This is a genomic window from Stieleria maiorica (assembly GCF_008035925.1).
GTDB classification, from domain to species: domain Bacteria; phylum Planctomycetota; class Planctomycetia; order Pirellulales; family Pirellulaceae; genus Stieleria; species Stieleria maiorica.
In genome coordinates, this window is sequence record NZ_CP036264.1 from 2,342,411 (window position 1) to 2,363,272 (window position 20,862).

Sequence of the window (20,862 nt, forward strand, 5' to 3'; positions counted from 1 at the left end):
GGCTGGTCGATCATCGACCAGACCGGGTGGTGATTGATCGGGCCTCAGCTTGCCGAAAGACCGAAGTGTTTCGTCGGCGGATTCTCGCCATGTTCGGACGGATCGATTTCAAGTTCCACACAACGTTTCATGCGTTGATGTGTCATTCGTTCGTCCCGCTTGGCATACCGATTGCGTCGGCTGACCGGTAACAAGATTCCGTGGATTCTGCCTGAGGATCTGCGGGCAATCACATCGAACCGTTGTCGCTGTCTTGGGACGAGCGGCCTGGGTTCGATGGAGTTCCTTTCTCTACTCGATGACACATGAACGATACAAATCCGCAAATCGAAGAACAGCTCGACAAACTCGCTTCGATCTGTTGCGAGCAACTTAAAGGTGATTCACCACGAACATTGCCCGAGGACTCAACCGTCGATGATCTGTTGAGGGCACTACTGATGAGCGGCTATGCTCGTCGCAGCGACAAGACGCTGCAGGTCGACATCGAACACCGCGTCAAGGATCTGTGTCGAGACCCCGCGATGCATCGCGGAGGGGCGCTTTCGAGCATGACGGAGCAACTGCAATCCAAGTTTGACGAACTGAAAAGCTGGGAGTCGCGGCAGCCCGATGACAAGTCGCCGCCCAAAGCGGCCAACATCAGCTCCGCGGGCAATGCCTGATCGTTATCAGTTTGCGTTCTGGGTCCTTGTCGGATCAACAGCATTTGTTGGGATGCTGTTCTTCCGCGTGGTTCAGCCGTTCATCCTGGCGATCTTTATTGCGCTGGTGCTGACGGTGTTGTTCGCTCCGTTGCACCAGTGGTTGACCGATCGCATTGCCGGCCATGATCGGATCGCGGCCGGATTGACGGCGGTGCTGGTCACGGTTGCCGTCCTGCTGCCGATCTGTGTCACGCTAATCATGGCCGGCACCCAGGTCATGCGAACCGGGGCAGAGATCGCCGACCGATTCGAAGTGTCCTCTGGGGCGGAGCCCGAGGCCGCGATTGATCTTGTCCAGGAAACCCGCGTCGGCAGCGTGATCGACGAACTAAGGAGCCGGCTGCCGAAGGAGCAACGCGATCAAGTGCGCCGAGCATTCTCACGCATCGTCGACGGTGTCACGGCAGAACTGTATACGAAAACACGCGGCCTGCTTTCCGACGTTTTTGCCTTCGGCGTCAGCTTTGGCGTCATGATGCTCTCCCTTTACTACTTTCTTGCTGATCGCGATGTGTTTCTGCGTGAACTGCACCGGATGCTGCCGCTGGAAAACCGGGAAGAGGAGCGATTGACCGATCGTTTTCAATCGGTCTGCCGTGGCGTCGTGGCCGGAACGATCGTCGCCGGCCTTGCCCAAGCAACTCTGGCAGGCATCGCATTCGCGGTCCTAGGGGTTCCCAACGCCTGGCTGCTGATCGTGCTGACGATGTTCTCCTCGTTCATCCCGTTTTTCGGATCAGCCATCGTCTGGGTTTCGGTCGCTTCGTGGCTGCTATTGGACGGACGCTACGGGGCTGGAATTGGTTTGCTGATCTACGGGGCCGCGATCATTTCGACCGCGGACAATTTGGTTCGCGCGTACGTGATCGGAAACCAAGCCAAACTGCACCCATTGATCGCATTGGTGACCGTGCTGGGCGCCCTCAAGCTGATGGGCCTGTGGGGCATCTTCGTCGGTCCGATGATTGCCGCGTTCTTCTACGCGCTGTTGAACATCGCTCGGGACCGGGTTGCCAGTCACGGTCAAGTCGCCAGCTAGTCCTCTTCAGTTTCCAACAATCGCTTGACACCGTCGACCATTGGCATGTGCTTTGCGGACTGGGAAACGGGGAAGGTGACACATTCCTCATTATTGGAGTCATTCATGTCTACACCACGTCCTGTCGTCATCGTGACCGGAAGCTCGGGATTGCTCGGCCGGCCGGTGTGCAACGAATTGGCCGATCGCGGCTACGAAGTGTTCGGGTTTGATCGCGTCGGGTTGCCCGAGCCGCCGAAGAACCGTGCACACGTTCATGATGTCGAATGTGACATCACCCGCTATGACAATGTCCGTGGTGCGGTTGCAGAGGTGCGTCGTCGCGCCGGAGAAAAGCTCGCCAGTGTCGTTCACCTGGCGGCCTACTACGATTTCTCCGGCGAGGACAGTGATGCGTACGACGAAGTCACGGTCAACGGAACCGACCGGTTGCTCAACGCGCTGTCGGAGTTTGATCTCGGTCAATTCATCTTCGCCAGTACGATGTTGGTGCATCAACCTTGCGAGCCCGGGCGGCACATCTCGGAAGACGATCCGCTGTTGGCGAAGTGGCCTTATCCGAAAAGCAAGATCGAAACCGAGCGTCTGATCCGCGAGGGGCATCCCGACGTGCGTTCTGTGTTCTTGCGGATCGCGGGCGTCTACACCGACAACGGGCGTCAACCGACAATCGTCCAGCAGATCAAACGGATCTACGAAAAGGATTTGCAAAGTCACTTTTTCCCGGGCGATACGTCAACCGGACAGTCGGCCGTGCACCTGGACGATGCGGTCAGCGCGATCGTCGCCACCGTACAGCACCGTGAACGCATCAACGCAAAAACGGCCATCTTAATCGGCGAGCCCGACCCACCCTCCTACGAAACGCTGCAAGAGGCCATCGGTCAGCGGATCCACGGAAAGGATTGGACAACGCTTTGTGTGCCGAAGCCGCTCGCAAAGGTCGGTGCCGCTGTCACCAACACGCTCTCTTCCGGCGAAGCGTTTATCAAACCGTTCATGGTGCCGATGGCCGACGACCATTACGCTCTCGATATCTCTCGGGCTAAAGCGTTGATCGATTGGGAACCAAAGTATCGTCTGATTGATCAGTTGCCGATCATCATCGACCGGTTAAAGCAAAACCCTGATCAATGGTATCGCAATAACGGCTTGCAGGGTGAAATGTGATGTCAAATGCAGTGATGCCGGTCGATGAACTGAATCGCAACGTCCCGCCCTACGACCATAACCCCTCGGCGTGGTCGCAACGCATTCCGATTTGCATCCTCGCCTTCGTCGCCGCAGCCATCTCCACTCACCTGTCACTATTTCAGTGGGGGCTGATCGAATCGGCATGGGATCCTGTCTTCGGCGACGGCACCGGCAAGGTGCTCAAGTCCCCTACCGCGCAGCGAATGTACGGGATCCTCGGCATTCATGATGCCGCCTTGGGTGTGTTGGCATATCTGGGGGATGCGATTCTGGGCCTGGCCGGGTCGACGCGTCGGTGGCAGTATCGGCCCTGGATGGTGGTCTTGTTCGGAATCGATGTGATTCCGTTGGGAATTGTCAGTGTCGTGTTGGTCTTGATCCAAGCCTTTATCGTCGGGTCGTGGTGTTTTCTGTGTTTGGTCACGGCGGCGATTTCGTTGATTTTGGTTTACTGGGCTTGGGACGAAGTCCGCGTTTCGCTGACCTACTTGTGGATCGTCTGGAAACAGAACCGTGACCGGCGGATCTTGTGGGAAGCCTTTTGGGGTTACCGCAGCGCTCCGCTGGACCACGCCGCCGAAACGTTACTTTCCCGGAGTGCAAACTGATGTGGGGACGTGTCGTCGAAATCATGACCGCGGTTTGGCTTGCCGCCAGCCCCTTTATCTTTGACGCGGCGTCCGACGGCATCGTGCTGTGGTCGGACCTTGGCGTGGCGCTGTTGATTTGGGTCCTGTCGGGGTTGTCCTATTGGCCACCGACACGCCGGGCGCACTTGTTGATCCTGGTCGTCGCGGTGGGATTGGTCCTCTGGGGGCGATTGGCCGTACTGCCGCCGACGCCCGTGCATCAAAACCACATCGTGGTCGGGCTGTTCCTGCTGATGATCGCCGTGATCCCCAACAACGCGTCGCAACCACCATCAGGGTGGATGGAGCATCGGGCTGAAGTGCAATAGAGGCGCTGTATTGGCCGCGATTGGACGATGGCCTTGATGCGAACCGGCGGACCGTTTGGCGCGCCGATTGCAACGCTGTCAATCCAACATGGCATGCCGCTTCTTCGAATCGTTTCACGGTTTGCCGACATCAGCCCCTCTTCAATCCATCACAAGTCCAATGACAATCCCGCGTTCACTTCTACTCTCCATCGGCAGCCTAAGTTTGGCGATGGCAGTCACCGTCACGACTCGAGCCGCCGAACCCCGACAGGCAAACGATGCCGTTCCTGACGGGACGGTCAATGAAATCAGCGACTGGGCGTTAGCCGGATTGGTTTGGAGTGATGCCAGTCTTGCCAACAAGCTTGCGGCCGAGGCAGCCAAACGCAGTGATTCTCCCGACGACGTGCAACGCTATCGGTCGATCGCCGATCAGTCGGCGCGGATCATCAACGAGCTGGAAGCGTTCGGATGGAAACAGGTCAAGCGTTCCAACGGTAAAACGGCAAACTCTGCGGCAGGGGATGCATTACCAACACCCGAGGCGGTCGGTGCCGCGGTGGCCGATTCGCTCGGACGCCCTGCCAGCGATTCAGAGACGCCTTCCTCGCAACGTGATCAGCAGGCGAAACGGGAAACGCCTGCCCGTGATCCGCGTCTGAAGCGTTTTGACACCGAGTCACCCGCTGGCGCCGACGATCCAGGGCTCGACGATGAACGCACCGGCGACGAAGCCCGATTGGACATCGACCAGTATCGCGTGGACGATTACATCGATGAAACCGCGACAGAGGCGCGGAATCGTGCCGATGCAGTCGAAGACGGAGTGGAGGCTGCGATCGCTGCGGCCGCCGGGCGTCGCGCAGTCAGCGGTCCAGTCGCCGGCTATATCAGCGAACGCGAGGTCCAGACCCGATCTGCGACCATGCCATATTCCAAGGACTCCATTTACGACCGCGACGACTACGACCCGGATGCCGACTATGACGTGAATAACCCGGCCGGTACTAAATTTACGAATCGTGAAAGTGTCGATCTGAGCGATGGTGACGACGAGATTGACCTGAACGATCCGGCGCGAGTCATCGACGGCGAGGACGAACTCATTGCAGCGATGCAACGTGAGTCGGGCGACCAAGCCGAATCGACGACGAGTCGGCGTCAAGCACGCACCGTGGACATGCGGCGTTACACCACCGGGAAGGCTCCGCATCAGCATGACGCCAACTGGGTGCAGTTTCACATCAACGTCAACCAGGCGATTTGGTCCGAGCACACCACGCGAGACAATCTGTATCAACGGGCCGATGAAGCGTTTTCGAAATTGAAAATTGACGCTGCAGCTGCCGCCGATGCGAGCAGCAACCCGGAGCTCGTCAAGGTGCTTCAATCGATCGCCGACTAATTCGCGTCGAACCACTTGTTCGGTAGGAGCCACGTTCACGGTTCCACCGACTGCCCCCAACTCCCGGAGAGAAAACCATGCGATTTGCATCCTGCCTTTTGTTGATCTTTCTTGTAAACGCCGCAACAGCCGATGATGGGCTGTTCGATGATGACGAAGCCTCCACCCCAGCCGGCGATGTCCTGGACGCGACCGGCGATCTCGCACGCGGGCTGGGGAAAGGGGCGTACTTGCGATCGCTCTCGGCCGAACAGCTTCAAGAAGCGATTTCACTCCGGCTGGAAAACCGAAAGGAACGTGTCGAGCAGTATTACGAACTGCGGGAGTTGCGCGACGAGGAACTGGAAGAACAACGCAACGTGTTGTCCGAGGAGCAACGGCGTGAAATCGGAAAACGCATGGCTCCGGACCGCTTGAAAGAAAACCAGATCGACACACAAACCGGTGAACTCTATTGGCCTCGGCCACTCGATCACGACGCGCTCCAGCCGTACCGTAAGCCGATCGAAGAGTCACTCGCCAAACGCGCCAGCCCCGGTGAGGTTTATCGCCGGATGGACTACGCCAAGGTGCATCGCATGGTGAATCTGATTCGTGAAGCGGTTGATTCAATCAAGGACAAACTGGATCCTCAAGAGCTGACGGCACTGAAAAGCTACCTGCGCCAAATCGACTACGAGGCTCGATTCAACGGGGCCGGCGAACGCGTCGATTACTAACGGAGCGGATGATGAAAATCGAACTTGACGGCCAAGTCATCGTCGTGACAGGCGGTAGCGAGGGCATCGGAGAAGGCATCGCGCATGGACTGGCGCGATGCGGGGCGAAAGTCGTGATCGCCAGTCGCGACGAAAAGGAGATGCAATCCGTGGTCGACTCGATTCAGGCCGCCGGCGGGGCCGCATCGTGGGTCCGAGCAGATGTTACACAGAGCGATCAAGTTGCCGATGCGGTGCAGCAGACCATCAAGCGTCACGGACGGATCGACGGATTGGTTGCCAATGCGGGAATCAACGGCACCTGGGCCCCCGTAGAAGAGCTCACGCCGGACGAGTGGCAAAAAACGATCGATGTCAATCTCACGGGGACTTTTCTGGCGGTCCACCATTGTGTCCCGCATTTGAAGCGGGCCGGCAGGGGAAGCATCGTCATCATGGCATCGATTAACGGAACGCGTACCTTCAGCAACGAGGGAGCGTCGGCCTACGCGGCAAGCAAGGCAGGCCAATTTGCGTTCGCCAAGATGCTCGCGCTCGAACTTGCTCCATCCAAAATTCGCGTGAACGTGATCTGTCCCGGAGCGATCGAATCCAACATCCACGAGAAGACGAATCGCGAGGGTTTGGAGCAAATCGAAACTCCCGTGATTTTTCCCGAGGGAAAAATTCCGCTGACCGGCGGAGATTTCGGCACGCCCGACCAGGTCGCCCGGCTGACCGCATTCTTGATGAGCGACTTGGCCGATCATGTCACCGGAACCCCCATCTGGATCGATGGCGGCCAGTCGCTGATCCAGTAACGAGACAAAACAACCCACCACAAGTAGAGGACCTGAGCGATGGACCAGAATTGCCTGATTGCCGAGTACACCAATGAGCGAGATTTTCAGATTGCAATCGAGGTACTTGAGAAAGCACATTACACCCAAGACGAGGTTTCGATCGTAAAACACGCCGACGATAGTCGTTTGGCGGAAATCGAGGAAGCCGAAGACAAAACGCCGACATCAATGTCAGGAGAGAAAGCGGCGGCGGCTGGGACGATCGCCGGCGGCACGCTAGGCGCCGCTCTGGGGACCATGACTTTGATCGGACCGCTGCTCGTGGCAGGGCCACTTTTGGGGATGGCTGCCGGTGCAGTCGGGGGTGGGTTGGTAGGAACCGTCAAAAGCTGGGGCGTCGATGACGAAGTCGCGGCAAGCTACGAAGCCAAAGTCCGCGACGGGGCCATGTTGTTGATTGTGACAACCAACGACCTTCGTCTGAAAGGAGCCGAGCAAATATTGAAAACGACCGGACCCGATTCGCTGGAGATGTATGATCGCTAGCATCGCCTCGCCCCATCCACACCACTGAGATTCTTTTTACAGTTGCTTTACACCTAATTGATTCGATCTCGGAGCGTCATTCGTTAGAGTGATGAGAATCCTCCTCGGTTGCGGCGGTTGGTTTCGATCCAGCCCCGCTGGGCTTGCTACTCCGGAGATCGACAGATGGCTCGATTTGGTGCGAATGGATGGTGTGGAATGTTCTTGGCTTCAGTCTTCTGGAGCTTTTTCGGGGCGGTCGGATTCACGGCCGAACCGGAGCGTCCCGGCGAATCGGCGGGTCGTCCGGCCGTTACCGGTGTGGTGAACATCCCGGTAGTGGTGCACGACGCCATGCAAGATCGCAGGTACCAAGACGCGATCAAAGCAATCGAATCGGAGTTGCAAACGGACGACACAGCCGACTCGGATTACCTGCTCTATTTGAAGGCGCTCGCGCTGTCGCATTTGGACCGACGTGATGATGCTGTCGCGGCATACTTGGAACTAGAGCAAAAATATCCGGGTAGCGACTGGATCAGCCGGTCGCGGTTCGGACGTGCGGCCGTTGCGGTGGCGGACCGCCAATATAACGTCGCCGGGGAGATCTATCGGGCCGAGGCGGAGCGATTGCTCTCACGCGGCAGAAAAAACGAACTCGCCAAAATCTATCTCGAGTTCGCCGATCGGTTTTTCGAGGGCGTTCCCTCCAACGATCCTGCCAAAGTCAAGCAGCCCGATTTTTCGCAGGCGTTGGAGTACTATCGCGAAGCAAAAAAGCTCGGCCCGACCATTCGCCGACAGCAACAAATTGAATTCCGTGTGGCACGTTGCATCGAAGAGTTGAATCAGCTTGACGAGGCGATCCAAGCGTACCAGCAGTTTCTCAACGACCACGGGGATGAAAAACCGAAATCGGGTACGTCCGCGTCGATCGAATTACGATCGGATGCGATGTATCGATTGGGTTTATGCCAACTGAAAAACAATCAACATTCCGCCGCGCGACGCACTTGGCAGGACTTTCTTTCCAAAAACGAGCGCCGCGGTGACACGAACACGGTGCTGGCCGACCGCTTGGCCGATGCCAAGTACCGATTGGCGCACACGTACGGAATTCCCGCCCCGGCAAGCGATGGTGACTTGGAACTCGGCGTGACGCAGGCTGAACAATTTCTTGCCGCCTATCCCGATCACAAACTCGCTCCGAAAGCCCAGTTGGAAATCGCGCAAGGATTCGAATCACGTCGCCGCAACCTGCAAGCGGTGGACCGGTTGGAGAGTCTGATTGCCAACCCGAAGTATCGCGGATCGGACCAGTTGGCCGTCGCGCGGCGAATGCTCGGTCAGTCGTATCTGGCCCAAAACGAGTTCGACAAGGCGATCGAAGCTTGGAAGGAATTCTTGGAGCAACATCCCACCGATTCACAGTGGCCGGAGGTTCAGCAAAACATCATCAAAGCGGAGTTTGCCGCAGCCGACCATGCACGTAAGGAAAAGAATTACTCGGTCGCACGCTCGTTGTGGCAAACGTTTCTGAACAAGTATCCGTTGGATCCAAGGGCGCCGGATATTTTGTTGCAATTCGGCGAAATGAATTATCGCGACGCGTTGGCGCGGCATCAGCAACGCATCGACGTCGCGATCCAACAAGGCCGCTCGGAAACGGAGATTCGGCTCGATCAGACCTGCCGTGAACGGTTTGAAGACGCGATCGCCGATTGGCAGCGATTAGTCGAAAAATACCCTGGGACCGATCAGGCTTCGTTGGCCTCGTTGCGAATCGGCATCACCTTGGAAGATCAACTCGGACGCCGCAAAGAAGCACTGGAGTCTTACCGGAAAGTCCAAGGGGCGAGCGAATCGGTCGCCAAGCGACGCATCACCCGTCTGACAAGCCCCGAGTTGCAGGTCATGACCCAACGCAAGTTTCGCAGTGACGAGAAAGCCCAGATCCTGCTCACGACGCGGAACTTGGAAAACGTCTCCGTCGCGGCCTACACGATCGACATGACGGACTACTTTCGCAAGATGCATCTGGCCACCGGAGTCGAAAAGCTGGACATCGCATTGATCGATCCAGACGAACAATTCCAGCACACCGTTGTTGACTACGAACCCTTCAAGCGGATCGAACAGGAGGTCACGATCCCGATCGACGGACCCGGCGTCACCGCGGTGACCGTCAGCAGCGACAAGATGGAAGCGACGACGATGGTGGTCGTCAGCGACTTGGACATCCTGGTCAAATCGTCTCGGAATGAGTTGTTTCTGTTCGCCCAAAACATGCGGACCGGAAAGCCGGCCCAGGGTGTCAGCATCCTGGTCAGTGACGGTTCGTCGGTGTTCGAGGAACGCTTGACCGACAATGAAGGGATCGTGCGTTCGCAATCGCGTCGGCTGAGAGACATCAAGGATCTGCGCGTGTTTGCCGTCGGCGAGGGACATGTCGCGTCGACCGTGACGAACTTGAACGGCCTGGATTTCGCCGTCGGGCTCGTGCCCACCGGACACCTGTTTACGGATCGTCCGGTCTATCGACCCGGTGAGTTGGTCCATTTAAAGGGCATCGTGCGCTGGGTCGATCAAGACCGATTTGCGTTTCGCCCTGGCGAAGTGTTTGTGTTGGATGTTTATGATGCCCGCGGCAGAATGCTGAAAACGGAAAAGCTGACGCTGAACGCCGTCGGTGCTCTGTCGACCAACATGATGTTGCCACCCAACGCGGTTGCCGGAAACTACCGCGTGCACCTGCATCGCCGTGCGACACCACAACAATCCGAACTGTCATTTGAATCGCAATTCCTGGTCAAGCAATTCAAATTGGAGCCGGTTCAATTGACGATTGATACGGACGAAGACGTCTACTTTCGCGGTGACGAAATCAAGGCGACGGTTTCCTTGGCGTATCACTACGGTGCTCCGCTGCCCAACGTCGAGATCCAGTATTCCATCGGCACAGACGGCGATGTCCAATCCGCGACCACGAATGCCGACGGCACAGTGGAGCTTCGTTTCCCGACTCGCCGTTTTAGCGAATCCCAGGCAGTCGGGATCCGCGTTGATTGTCCACAGCGGAACGTCAGCGGTTCGCGGACGGTGTTTTTGGCGACACGAGGTTTCAACGTCAACGTTTCAACCGCCCGTTCCGTTTTCCTTGCCGGTGAAACATTCGACGTGAATGTTGATGTCATTGACCCGGCGGGCACCCCGGTTGGAACCCCGGTCAAGTTGGAGGTCTTTGAAGTCACCCAGGCGAATGATCATGCTCACGCCCGGCGAAGTCGATCCGGTAACTGGGGCGAACGGCTGACGGAGACATTCGACGTCACCACCGATCCGGCAACGGGCAAGGTCACACAGACGATCCAGATCGATCGCGGCGGATCCTACATCGTGCGTGCGACCGCCGAGGATCGCTTCGGCAACTCGATCAGCGGGCAAACGCGTCTGCACCTTTCCGGTGACGATGACACCACGCGATTGCGGGTCTTGGCGAATCAGCATCATTATCGCGTTGGTGACACGGCCACCGTCCGCCTGCACTGGCGCGAGGCTCCCACGCTCGCTCTGATTACCTTTGATGGCGCATCGGTATTGGGGCACCGTTTGGTGGATCTGAAACAAGGAGAAAACTCGATCGAAGTTCCGATCGATGCCGATCTGGCCCCCAATTTCTTCCTGTCGGCCAGTGTGATGCAACCCGGCAAACTTCACCACGCCCTTAGCGGTTTCGTGGTCAACAAGGGGCTGCAGCTCAAACTCACTCCATCAGTCACAAGCCTTGCTCCGACCGAACGCGTCAAGCTGGGAATCGAAGTCACCGATTCCGGCGGTCGCCCCGTCGCCGCAGAATTGACGTTGTCAATGGTCCGGTCCAGTTTACTCGAACGATTCGGCCCAGACGCGCGCGGCCCAGCCCCAGGTGGAATTGTGCAGGCGTTTACCAGCGGGCTCCGCCAGCGACGGATGCGACAAACGTCCAGTTGTCAATTCAGCTACGCCACACAAACACGATCGATCAATCAGGCCCTGCTCGTTGAATCGGAACGCAGGTCAAGGCGGTCGGCCGAAGCGGACGCGGTCGCCGACTTGTTCGCCAACGACGCGGCTGATTTCGAATACGCACGCATTGCAGGCGATTTGATTGTGGAGGACGAACCCAACAGTGGCGCGCGATCGGGCGCTTTCGGATATGCCGGAGTCGCCCGATTCGGTCAAACCTTTGGTACCAACTTCGACGTCGATGGCAACGGCACGATCGACCAGCTTCGTGATCTACAGGCGCGAGGACAACAAGCGCTGGACCCAGGGGCAACCCGAGGATTTGATTCATCGTTGCAGCACATGTTCTTCCATAAAGCTCGCAATGGTCGTGACGGTCGATCTGCCGCACAATACGCCCAAACGATGCATCGTGTTCCGCCTCCGGCGCCCTGGAGCGAAAACCTTGCCAAATCTATCAAGGCCTCGGGGCGCATCGACAGCCAATCGCTGCAACGGCGCGACATCACCATCAATGGCTTGACGGCCGATGGCCGATGGTTGGTGGTCAACGGAATGAGCGACGACGAAGTCGTTCAGTTGGCCAGTACCGACGGCGTGCAGATGTTCGCCGAAGCGCTCAGCGGTGAAACCGGATTCTGGGATCCAGTCGTCGCGACCGATGCCGAAGGAAAAGCCGAGATCGAAATCACGATGCCCGCGGATTCGACGGCGTGGACGCTTCGTGCCGACGCGATCAGCATCGATGCACTCGCCGGGTCGGACGCGGTCGACTTGGTCACGCGAAAAGATCTGTTCGGACAACTCCGAGCGCCGCTGGCGCTGACCGTCGGCGACAAGGCTGACATCACTGCCGAAGTGCACAACTCGCTCGATGGTCCACGCACGGTCAACGTGACGCTGAAATCGACCATGGGGGATCAGTCGTTGGAACAGCGGCAAAGAATCGAAGTCAAGGACGCCGGCATCGAAACGCTCACGTTTCCCGTGGAGGTCGTCCAGGCGGATCGCGTGCAATTCGAATTGATCGTGCAAAGCGACGGCGTTGATCCCGACCGTTACGTTTCGGTCGCGGAAGTATTGCCCTATGGCTACCCGGTGTATCAAACGGCCAGTGGCACGGCGTCACAGAATACGCTGGCGATCGTTCAGTTGGATCCCGATCAGAAGTCACGCGGCCAAAGTTTGGAGCTGATGATCGGTGGTCAGATTCATCAGACGTTGTTGGACAGCTTGCTTCGCGCCGAGTCCTTTGTGCCGCTCCGGTGTTTCCCGACCAGTTTGTTGGATCGAAGTGCTGCCGACTGCATGGGCGGCATTGCCGTTCTGAAGTCGATTCGCAGATCTGCACAGCGGGACACGCCCCAAGCCGTTCGGGTCAGCCAGCAGATCGCCGCTGCGGTCAGCACGCTGGTCGCTTCCCAGCGGGACGATGGCAGTTGGAGTTTGGGCGGCGACGTGACTGGACCGCCCGATCCGATCAGCACGGCACGGTCGATGTGGGCGCTCGCCGAAGCCCGCCGAGCTGGGTTTGCCGTCCCAGAACGCCAGTTCGAATCCGGCGTCGCGTTCTTGAAGAAAGCCTTTGCCGACGATCCCGACTTGAATCGCCAAGCCGTCCTGCTGGCGGCAATCGCCGAATGCGGATCCGGTGATTTCGCCTTGGCCAACCGGCTGTATCGTGAACGCAATCGATTGGACGCCTACGGCTTGGTCCAGCTGATGTTGGCTCTCACGTCGCTTCATCACAACGAGATGGCCGCGGAGCTCATTCCTGTGATCAAGTCCGAGACGTCTGAGCTGCGGTCAACAGTCGGCAGCACGTCAGTCGAAGTCACGGCACTGCAATTGATCGCGCTGCAGCGGATGCAATTGCGCGGCGACCTGCGGGCGAAACTTGCCGAACGTCTTTTGGCAGCCCGAGTCGGATCACGCTGGCCGGTGGAATCCGACAACGGCCCGGCGATCGCCGCACTTTCGGCCCACTTCGGTGAAATGCCACCGACCCAAGAAAAGATCACGGTGAAGATCTACGTCAACGGTGATGAACTCGAAACATTGACGTTGGAACCTGGCGCGGAGAGCCGCCGAATCAACGTGCCGCAAGCATTGCTGACCGAAGATCAGCAAAGAATCGAATTCGAGTTGCAGGGTCGCGGGGAGTTTTCCTACAGCGCCGTGCTGACAGGGTTCTCCGATGCCGATTCGATCGCCAGCACGACGAAAGACTGGTCTGTCCAGCGACGTTACGAACCCGATCAGATGCGAATCGACGGTCGATTGGTGCCCCGCGGACATCGCGTGGTCGACGGCGGCTATCCGTGGAAGCCGAACAAATTGACCGAACTTGCCGCGGGCGATCGTACCCTGGTCACACTCACCCCGCGGACACGCTACCAAAATTCGCGACCGTTGCGGAACTACTTGATGTTGATCGAACCGATCCCGGCGGGCTGCGCGATCTTGGAAGACACCATCAGCGGGGTTTACGATCGCTATGAAATCACGCCCGGGGCGATCACGTTCTACATCGGTGATTCAAAAACGCCAGGCGACATTCGCTACGCGTTGGCCGGCTACTTGCCAGGCAGCTATCGCATGGCCCCCGCCGTATTGGCCAGCTATTACAAGCCTTCTGAAATCGCCGTTAGCGACCCCGGATCAATGCGCGTATTACCCGTGGGAACCGAGTCCAGTGACCCCTACACGCTGACACCCGACGAGCTGTTTGAACTCGGCAAGGCATATTATGCCAAAGGAGATTATCAAAAGGCCTTTGATTTCCTTCATCAGCTTCACGCCGATTGGCAACTTCACCCGGAGCCGTTCAAGGAGACTGTGTTGTTGCTGTTCCGAGCGGCGACCCACTTGGACCGCCACGCTGACATCGTGCCGTTCTTTGAAATCATCAAAGAGCGGTTTCCCGATGTCGAATTGTCGTTCCAGGAGATTCTGAACGTCGCCCTTTCGTATCGCGAGATCGCCGAATACGAACGCAGCTACCTGGTTTATCGGGCGATCGTTCAAGCGAGTTTCGAGAAAGAAAATCAGGTCGCCGGGTTCTTGAATGCCCGCGGAGAATTCGTTCGGAGTGTCCAGACGATGGAGTCGCTGTTGCGAGATTACCCCGCCGAATCCTACGTCGCGACCGCCAGCTACGCACTATCACAAGAGGTTTATCGTCGCGCCGAGTCGGTTGCGGAAGACGAAAAACTGGTCGATGCGGGAATCACTCGCGTCGATTTGATCGACAATTCGATTCGCATGCTCGATGATTTTCTGACCAACTGGCCCGAAGACCCGTCCGGCGATCAAGCCAGTTTCGCACTGGCGACCGCTTTGATCGACCTGGAGCAATACAATCTGGCGATCAAACGTGGGCGACAATATGCCGATCGATATCCCAGCAGCCGGCTGCTGGATTCGTTCTGGTACATGATCGGATTCTGTTACTTTGAGCTCCAGGACCATCAACGGGCACTCGAGATGTGTCGAAAAGTCGCCGAGACGACGTTTACCGATCCCGATAGCGGAGTCACGCGTCACGCGGACAACAAATGGGAAGCCGTCTACATCATGGGGCAAATCCATCACAGCCTGGGCCAGGCCGCCAAGGCGATCGACGAGTATGCGAAAGTGAGCGAGCGTTTCAAAGATGCCGCCGAAGCGATCGAGTTCTTCAGTCGCAAATCGGTTTCTTTGCCCGATGTCACGACACTCGTGCCCAAGGACAAGTGCGAGCTGTTGCTGAAGCATCGAAACGTCACGGACGTCTTGGTCAAAGTGTATCGCATCGATTTGATGAAGTTCGGATTGACGCAGCGAAATCTGGACCGGATCACCGCGATCAACCTGGCAGGGATCAAGCCGTATCACCAAGAAACGATACCACTGGGCGACGGCAAGGACTTTCGCGATCGGGAAACGAAGCTCTCACTTCCGCTGGACGAACAGGGCGCATACCTGGTGGTGGCGCGTTCGGAAAACCTGTACAGCTCCGGTTTGATGGTCGTCAGCCCCTTGGCATTGACCGTGGACGAAGATCCCGTGTCTGGGCGCGTCCGCGTGAATGTGAAGGACAGGACGAAGGATGCGTTCTTGGGTGACGTGCATGTCAAAGTGATCGGTTCGGCCAATGACGAATTCGTTTCCGGACAGACCGATCTTCGTGGGCTGTTCGTCGCCGACGCGATCCGGGGGAAGAGCACGGTGATCGCGGTCAGTGAAGACAATCAATACGCGTTCCATCGCGGCTCGGTCGTGCTGCAGAATGTTCGCGGGCAGATTCCGAGTTCCTCGCCGAATCAGGCCGAAGATCCCTTCGGAATGCCTGCACCGGGGCAAGCCGATGGCGACGCCGCTGCCGCGGGGGCACCTGGCAAAGCCGGCAAGCCGCTGTTGGACAACCTGTTCAATCAGAACGGCCTTTTCCAACAGGAACAACGATTGAACATCGAAGGCCTGATGAACAACCGCCGCGAGGGCATTCAGACCAAAGAGGCGTATTAGGCGGGCATAGAGACGTCAAAGGTCACCGTCCTTCGACGGTGATCCCTCGATTGCCGAGGACGTTCGGTTTCCAGGTCTTTGATTCTAAGGTGTTTTTGCAACTGTCTCTGGCTGCCCAGAATCACAAGGAGGTTGATTGCCCACGGATAGCAGCGCGAACCCACGGATCCCAATCCGCATCACATCCGTGGGTTCGCGCTGCTATCCGTGGGCTTTTTCGGTTCCTCCAGACCTCCTGCCCGAACACACCACCTCAAAGCAAGCTTCCTGACAAGGGGAGTGAAACGCGTCCACGTCTTGTATCTCCGAGTATAAAAAACGCGCGACCGCCTCCTTGAGGGGCTGTCCTGCGTGGAATCACCCTCGGCGTGTGGCGGTTGTCCCTCACCACGATCGCGGTGACGCTGCGATTGGGCCATGGTCGCAACGAATTGTCGACCGTCTCGGTGAACTTTGGTCGCGCTGTTCAATCTGCGAACTACGTTTGCAAAACCTTCGACAGTGTGTTTCGAAAACCAACCAGATGATGGGGCAATGCCTGATGGCGACAGCATCGACCAACGATAATCCGATCCGATCCTTTCTGTACAGCAACTCAATGTTCCTGGTGTTCGGGTCGTTGGCCGCATTGCTGTGGGCCAACGCGGACGGATTGCTTCACGGTCATTCGTACCATAATTTCGTTCACGTCAATCTGTGGCCGTTCTCGCACTCCGGGCACGCAGAGCATGGCGGCCACGGTTTGACGTTTCACTTTGTGGTCAACGATATCCTGATGGCGATGTTCTTTGCGATCGCGGCGAAGGAGGTTTGGGAATCGATCTTGCCCGGCGGGGCGCTTTCGAATCTTCGCACCGCGGCGACGCCGTTGTTGGCAACCGCCGGCGGTGTGGTCGGCCCGTCGGTGGTCTACCTGGTCGGTGCGGTTCTGCTGGGACAATACTCCGAACTCGGCAACGGCTGGGCAATCCCCTGTGCCACCGACATTGCGTTCAGCTATTTGATCGCGCGATTGATTTTCGGCAACGGACATCCGGCCATTTCGTTTCTGTTGCTGCTGGCCATCGCCGACGATGCATTGGGGCTGGCCATTCTGGCGGTGTTCTATCCGTCCAGCGAAGTCAACCTTTATTGGTTGGGGCTGACCGCGGCGGCCGTGGCGACCGGATGGGGATTCAACCGCGGTGGTGTGCGGAATTTCTGGTGGTACCTTGCTATTCCGGGCATCATGAGTTGGGTGTCGTTTTATATGGCGGGAATCCACGCGGCACTCGGTTTGGTACCGGTGATCGCGACGTTGCCCCACGCGAAAACCGACGCCGGTCTGTTCGCAGAGACTGGGAAGGAGACCGACACGCTGAACCAGTTCGAACATTGGTGGAAAGAGCCGGTTGAACTGATCCTGGGGTTGTTCGCCTTGGTCAACGCCGGCGTCGTGCTCTCCAGCGTCGGCGCCGGAACGTGGCTGGTCACGACCGGGTTGTTCGTGGGCAAACCGCTCGGCATCCTGGCCTTCAGCTACTTCGCCGTCAAAGTGTTGAAGCTGGAGTTGCCCGGTGGAATGAATCTTAAGCATGTCGCTGTGATCGGCTGTATCGCCAGTTTGGGATTCACCGTGGCACTGTTTGTCTCGACCGCCGCGTTCCCGAATCCGGGACCGATCCAAGACTCGGTCAAGATGGGGGCGTTGCTGAGCTTCCTGGCACCGGTCACTGCGTTGGCGGCCGCCTGGTTGATGGGCATTCGCCCGGCGTTTTTGGGTGGTGACCAGAGCGCAAGCGCAAGCGTCGAACCGTAGCGGAAGCCGGCACCGGGTTGTTGATTGATCCGACTTCGAGATCCCAATGCTAGCCCGACGCGTGAGCGAGGGGTCACGCGGCGCCCCTCGCTCACGCGTCGGGCTAGCATGATCGCATTGAATTCGCACCTTGAATCTGATCAACGGCCCGCCATGGCTTTCGGGATCCCGGCCGCCCTGCCGCCGGGGGCGAAACTCTTGGCGAGTTCCGCTACGCAGCGTAGACGTTCGCAAACCCGCTAGATCGCCGAACGCATGCGATTGACGAAGTTCAAAATCTCCGCGACGGCTTGATAGAGGTCGAAAGGGATCGGGTTGCCGATTTCGACGTTCTTGAACAGGAAACGCGCGACCGGTTTTCGTTCGACCACGGGCACACCGTTTTCTTTGGCGATGGCGATGATCTTTTTGGCGACAAAATCCGCCCCCTTGGCGATCACGATCGGAGCGTCCATCTGATCGCGATCGTACTGGACCGCGACGGCAAAGTGGGTCGGGTTGGTGATCACGACCGATGCCTTGGGGACGTCGGCGAGCATCCGTTTTCGCCCCATTTCCGCCTGCAGTTGCTTGATCCGGGCACGCACCATCGGATCACCCTCGGTCGACTTGTGCTCGTCTTTGATGTCCTGACGGCTCATCTTCATGTCTTCCAGGTGTTTCCATTTTTGGAACCCCAGGTCGATCATCCCCAAAAATGTGATCGTCGCGGCGATGGCCAACGAACAATGCACCAGCAAACCGCCCAGAAAGAACATCAGTTCTTGAATCGATCCGAATCCGGAGGTGGTGATCTGGTCGATCCTTGACTGGCCGACAAAGATTGCGATCGCGACAATCACTGCGGCCTTGGCCAGCGACAGCGCGCCGCGAACGGCGCTTTGCATCGAGAAGATCTTTTGGAATCCCTTGATCACACTCAACTTGTCCAGCTTCAGCTCCAGCGGTTTAAAACTGAGATTGAAACTCGTTTGAAGCAATCCCGTCACGGCGGCCAAAATGCCCAGCGGGGCGACGATCGCCATCACCGCGGTCCCGATCCGCAAGGTTTCGTCGATAAATGCTTTGACGAGCAGTCGGGGATCGACCATCACGGTTTCGAAGTGGGTCATGCGGTATTCGATCGAACCGGTGATCGTGCCGAAGAACCAATCCCCCAGAAACCAATAGAACAATGCGGTGGTCGCCAGAATCACTCCTCCGACCAGCTCGGCACTGAATCCGATTTGGCCATCCTCGCGCGCTTTTCGCAGCCGCTGCGGGGTGGCTTCCTCGGTCCTTTGATCGCGATCTTGGTTTTCGGCCATCGATTAACCTGTCAGTGAAAGCATCAGGTATTCGATGTCCTCTTGGACGCGATAGAAATAGATTTCGATCGCACCGAACAGGATCGGGCAAAACAAGAACAGCAACAGACCGCCGAATCCGACGCGGATCGACATCCCGACCGAAAACAGATTCATCGCCGGGGCGGCGCGATTGAGGAACGCCAGCACCAACGTGACCAACATCAGCAACACCAACAACGGAGCGACGATCAACAGCCCGTAGTCGCTGGTCCGATTGAATGCGGCCACCAAGTCCTCGGTCGGCAGATCGATCAGCCCGACGCGTGTCATGGTCTGGTTGAACGACAGGTGGATGGCCAGAATGACAAAATGGTGCAGATTCAACGAAAAGAACAGCAGCATCGAAAATGCTTCCAAGACACGCGAAACCAGCGTCGACGAATCTTGGCTGCCCGGGTCGCTGATCGCCGCCAGAGAGAGCCCCAGCTCTTGAGCGATGTACGAGCCGGCGATCCGCGCCGGCCAAAAGAACAGCCCCAGCACCAGGGCCAGCATGATCCCGATACAGATCTCTTTGAACACCAGAAACAGGAACAGCAGACTGCCCACGTCTTGCAGCGTCAGATTGGGCAGCACGTTCCTGGCGTCGGCCAGCCAGAAAACCGACAGTGCGACGGCCAGACCCGCTTTGACCTGATTGGGAAGTTGTTTTTTGCTGAACAAAGGGAAAAACGCGATGAACACCGATACCCGGGCGAGCACGAGCAGGAACAGGACGACGTCGCTGATCATTTCACCAATTCAACCATGTGTGTCATCAGACCCAACGTGTAATTCTGGAGCGTCGTCAGGTACCAGTTGGACAGAAAGATCAGGACAAACACCACACAGATGATCCGCGGCGCGAACGAGAGTGTTTGCTCCTGAATGCTGGTGACCGTTTGACCGATGCTGATCAGCAATCCCACGACCAGGCTGACCGCCACGACCGGGGCCGTCAGCAGCAACGCCATCATGAAAAACTCTCGCCCGATCAGTACAACGTCTTCAATATCCATCCTTGGCTCCGATGATTACGCGGTGTCAGACCAGCGCTTTCAGGTGAATTTGTCGCAGCTTGTCTGCCTTCCGGGTAGCGGAACTCGCCAAGAGTTTCGCACGTGTTGGGCGACGCCGTACCCTTGGACGGAAAGCCCTGGCGGCTTCCGCTACGACTAATTTCTCTTGTCCTTGGTCAGCGTTTCGATCAACTGGTTGACCAAAATCGGATCGTTCATCGCCCCTAGGATTTTCGACTTTTGACGATCCGGCATCTTTTGCAGCAACGACGCGGCCAAGCCCATCTTTCCGTTGTTGGAGAATTCGCGCAGATAATCGGCGGCCTGTTCCGGCTGCAGACCTTCAAACCAGCCCTTCACTTCATCTGCCTGACTGTCCACACTGGAAACCGTCGTCCCCTTCTTGGTCTCCGCCTTTTTGCTCAGCTTTTCCAACTCCGCCTTTTGCTGTTCAACGTTGGCGAGGGTCGATTTCAGTTCTTCCGTCATCCGGCTTAGCAGATCCAGCTTGGTGTCAATGCCTTCGCTAAACGCACGCAGTTCGTCCTGTTCGGTCGTCAGGTCATCGAAGATCAATTTGACCCTCATCTCGTCGCGTTTGACGCGTTCTTCCCGCTCGGCGAGCTCCTGCTCCATCCGTTTGATGGAGTCGCTCATCTGCAACACCGCTTCGACCGAGACGTTGTTGTCGGGACGAAACGAGACGGGGACGGCATCGCCACCGCCGTCGACCATGTCCTCGGCGAGCAACCCGGTGGATTCCTCGCCCGACACGTCCGCTTCGGTGGACTCAAGATCGACCGGCGGCTTTTTGAGCAGAAACTGAGTGGCCCCGGCAGACAAGCCGAAAATCACGGCGCAGGTAATCATCGCCGAAATGATCGCTTTCATG

The 20,862-nt window shown here is 57.7% G+C and carries 15 protein-coding genes; 11 read left to right on the forward strand and 4 right to left on the reverse strand.

What is annotated here, in order from left to right:
- Positions 1-305: 305 nt before the first annotated feature.
- The 11 genes from Mal15_RS07940 to Mal15_RS07990 all read left to right on the forward strand — a co-directional run bounded on the left by Mal15_RS07940 (position 306) and on the right by Mal15_RS07990 (position 17,623).
- Positions 306-665, forward strand: a complete 360-nt coding sequence (locus Mal15_RS07940; RefSeq protein ID WP_147867268.1) for a hypothetical protein — start codon at positions 306-308, stop codon at positions 663-665.
- The gene (locus Mal15_RS07945) at positions 658-1,746 is read left to right on the forward strand and encodes an AI-2E family transporter (protein ID WP_167546676.1); all 1,089 of its coding nucleotides are present in this window, start codon (positions 658-660) and stop codon (positions 1,744-1,746) included. The genes Mal15_RS07940 and Mal15_RS07945 overlap by 8 nt, the downstream gene beginning before the upstream one ends.
- Before the next feature lie 105 nt (positions 1,747-1,851).
- Positions 1,852-2,916: an NAD-dependent epimerase/dehydratase family protein gene (locus Mal15_RS07950; protein ID WP_147867270.1), complete on the forward strand. Its 1,065-nt coding sequence runs from the start codon at positions 1,852-1,854 to the stop codon at positions 2,914-2,916.
- Positions 2,916-3,548: a vitamin K epoxide reductase family protein gene (locus Mal15_RS07955; protein ID WP_147867271.1), complete on the forward strand. Its 633-nt coding sequence runs from the start codon at positions 2,916-2,918 to the stop codon at positions 3,546-3,548. Before Mal15_RS07950 ends, Mal15_RS07955 begins: the two co-directional genes overlap by 1 nt.
- Positions 3,548-3,898 (forward strand): hypothetical protein, encoded by a 351-nt coding sequence (locus tag Mal15_RS07960; protein ID WP_147867272.1) that lies wholly within the window; start codon positions 3,548-3,550, stop codon positions 3,896-3,898. The genes Mal15_RS07955 and Mal15_RS07960 overlap by 1 nt, the downstream gene beginning before the upstream one ends.
- A gap of 160 nt (positions 3,899-4,058) precedes the next feature.
- Positions 4,059-5,285 carry a hypothetical protein gene (locus Mal15_RS07965; RefSeq protein WP_147867273.1) on the forward strand — a complete coding sequence of 409 codons (1,227 nt, stop codon included), beginning with the start codon at positions 4,059-4,061 and terminating at the stop codon, positions 5,283-5,285.
- Between the two features lie 77 nt (positions 5,286-5,362).
- On the forward strand, positions 5,363-6,004 hold the full coding sequence (locus tag Mal15_RS07970; RefSeq protein ID WP_147867274.1) for a hypothetical protein: 642 nt from the start codon (positions 5,363-5,365) through the stop codon (positions 6,002-6,004).
- Between the two features lie 11 nt (positions 6,005-6,015).
- Positions 6,016-6,804, forward strand: coding sequence for an SDR family oxidoreductase (locus tag Mal15_RS07975; protein WP_147867275.1), 789 nt, complete (start codon positions 6,016-6,018; stop codon positions 6,802-6,804).
- A 39-nt stretch (positions 6,805-6,843) separates the two neighbouring features.
- Positions 6,844-7,332 carry a DUF1269 domain-containing protein gene (locus tag Mal15_RS07980; RefSeq protein WP_147867276.1) on the forward strand — a complete coding sequence of 163 codons (489 nt, stop codon included), beginning with the start codon at positions 6,844-6,846 and terminating at the stop codon, positions 7,330-7,332.
- Between the two features lie 198 nt (positions 7,333-7,530).
- Positions 7,531-15,825 (forward strand): tetratricopeptide repeat protein, encoded by an 8,295-nt coding sequence (locus Mal15_RS07985; protein ID WP_167546677.1) that lies wholly within the window; start codon positions 7,531-7,533, stop codon positions 15,823-15,825.
- A gap of 541 nt (positions 15,826-16,366) precedes the next feature.
- Positions 16,367-17,623, forward strand: coding sequence for a Na+/H+ antiporter NhaA (locus Mal15_RS07990; protein WP_199773819.1), 1,257 nt, complete (start codon positions 16,367-16,369; stop codon positions 17,621-17,623).
- Between the two features lie 239 nt (positions 17,624-17,862).
- Here the strand turns inward: Mal15_RS07990 and Mal15_RS07995 are convergent, their stop codons facing one another.
- From Mal15_RS07995 to Mal15_RS08010, 4 genes are all read right to left on the reverse strand, one after another.
- Entirely contained in the window at positions 17,863-18,930 is a 1,068-nt protein-coding gene (locus Mal15_RS07995) for an EscU/YscU/HrcU family type III secretion system export apparatus switch protein (RefSeq protein WP_147867278.1), read from the reverse strand.
- Positions 18,931-18,933: 3 nt separating this feature from the next.
- Positions 18,934-19,704, reverse strand: coding sequence for a flagellar biosynthetic protein FliR (locus tag Mal15_RS08000; protein WP_147867279.1), 771 nt, complete (start codon positions 19,702-19,704; stop codon positions 18,934-18,936).
- Complete coding sequence (locus Mal15_RS08005) at positions 19,701-19,970, reverse strand: flagellar biosynthetic protein FliQ (protein WP_147867280.1); 270 nt, start codon at positions 19,968-19,970, stop codon at positions 19,701-19,703. Before Mal15_RS08005 ends, Mal15_RS08000 begins: the two co-directional genes overlap by 4 nt.
- A gap of 156 nt (positions 19,971-20,126) precedes the next feature.
- Entirely contained in the window at positions 20,127-20,861 is a 735-nt protein-coding gene (locus Mal15_RS08010) for a MotE family protein (protein ID WP_147867281.1), read from the reverse strand.
- Between the last annotated feature and the right edge of the window lies 1 nt (position 20,862).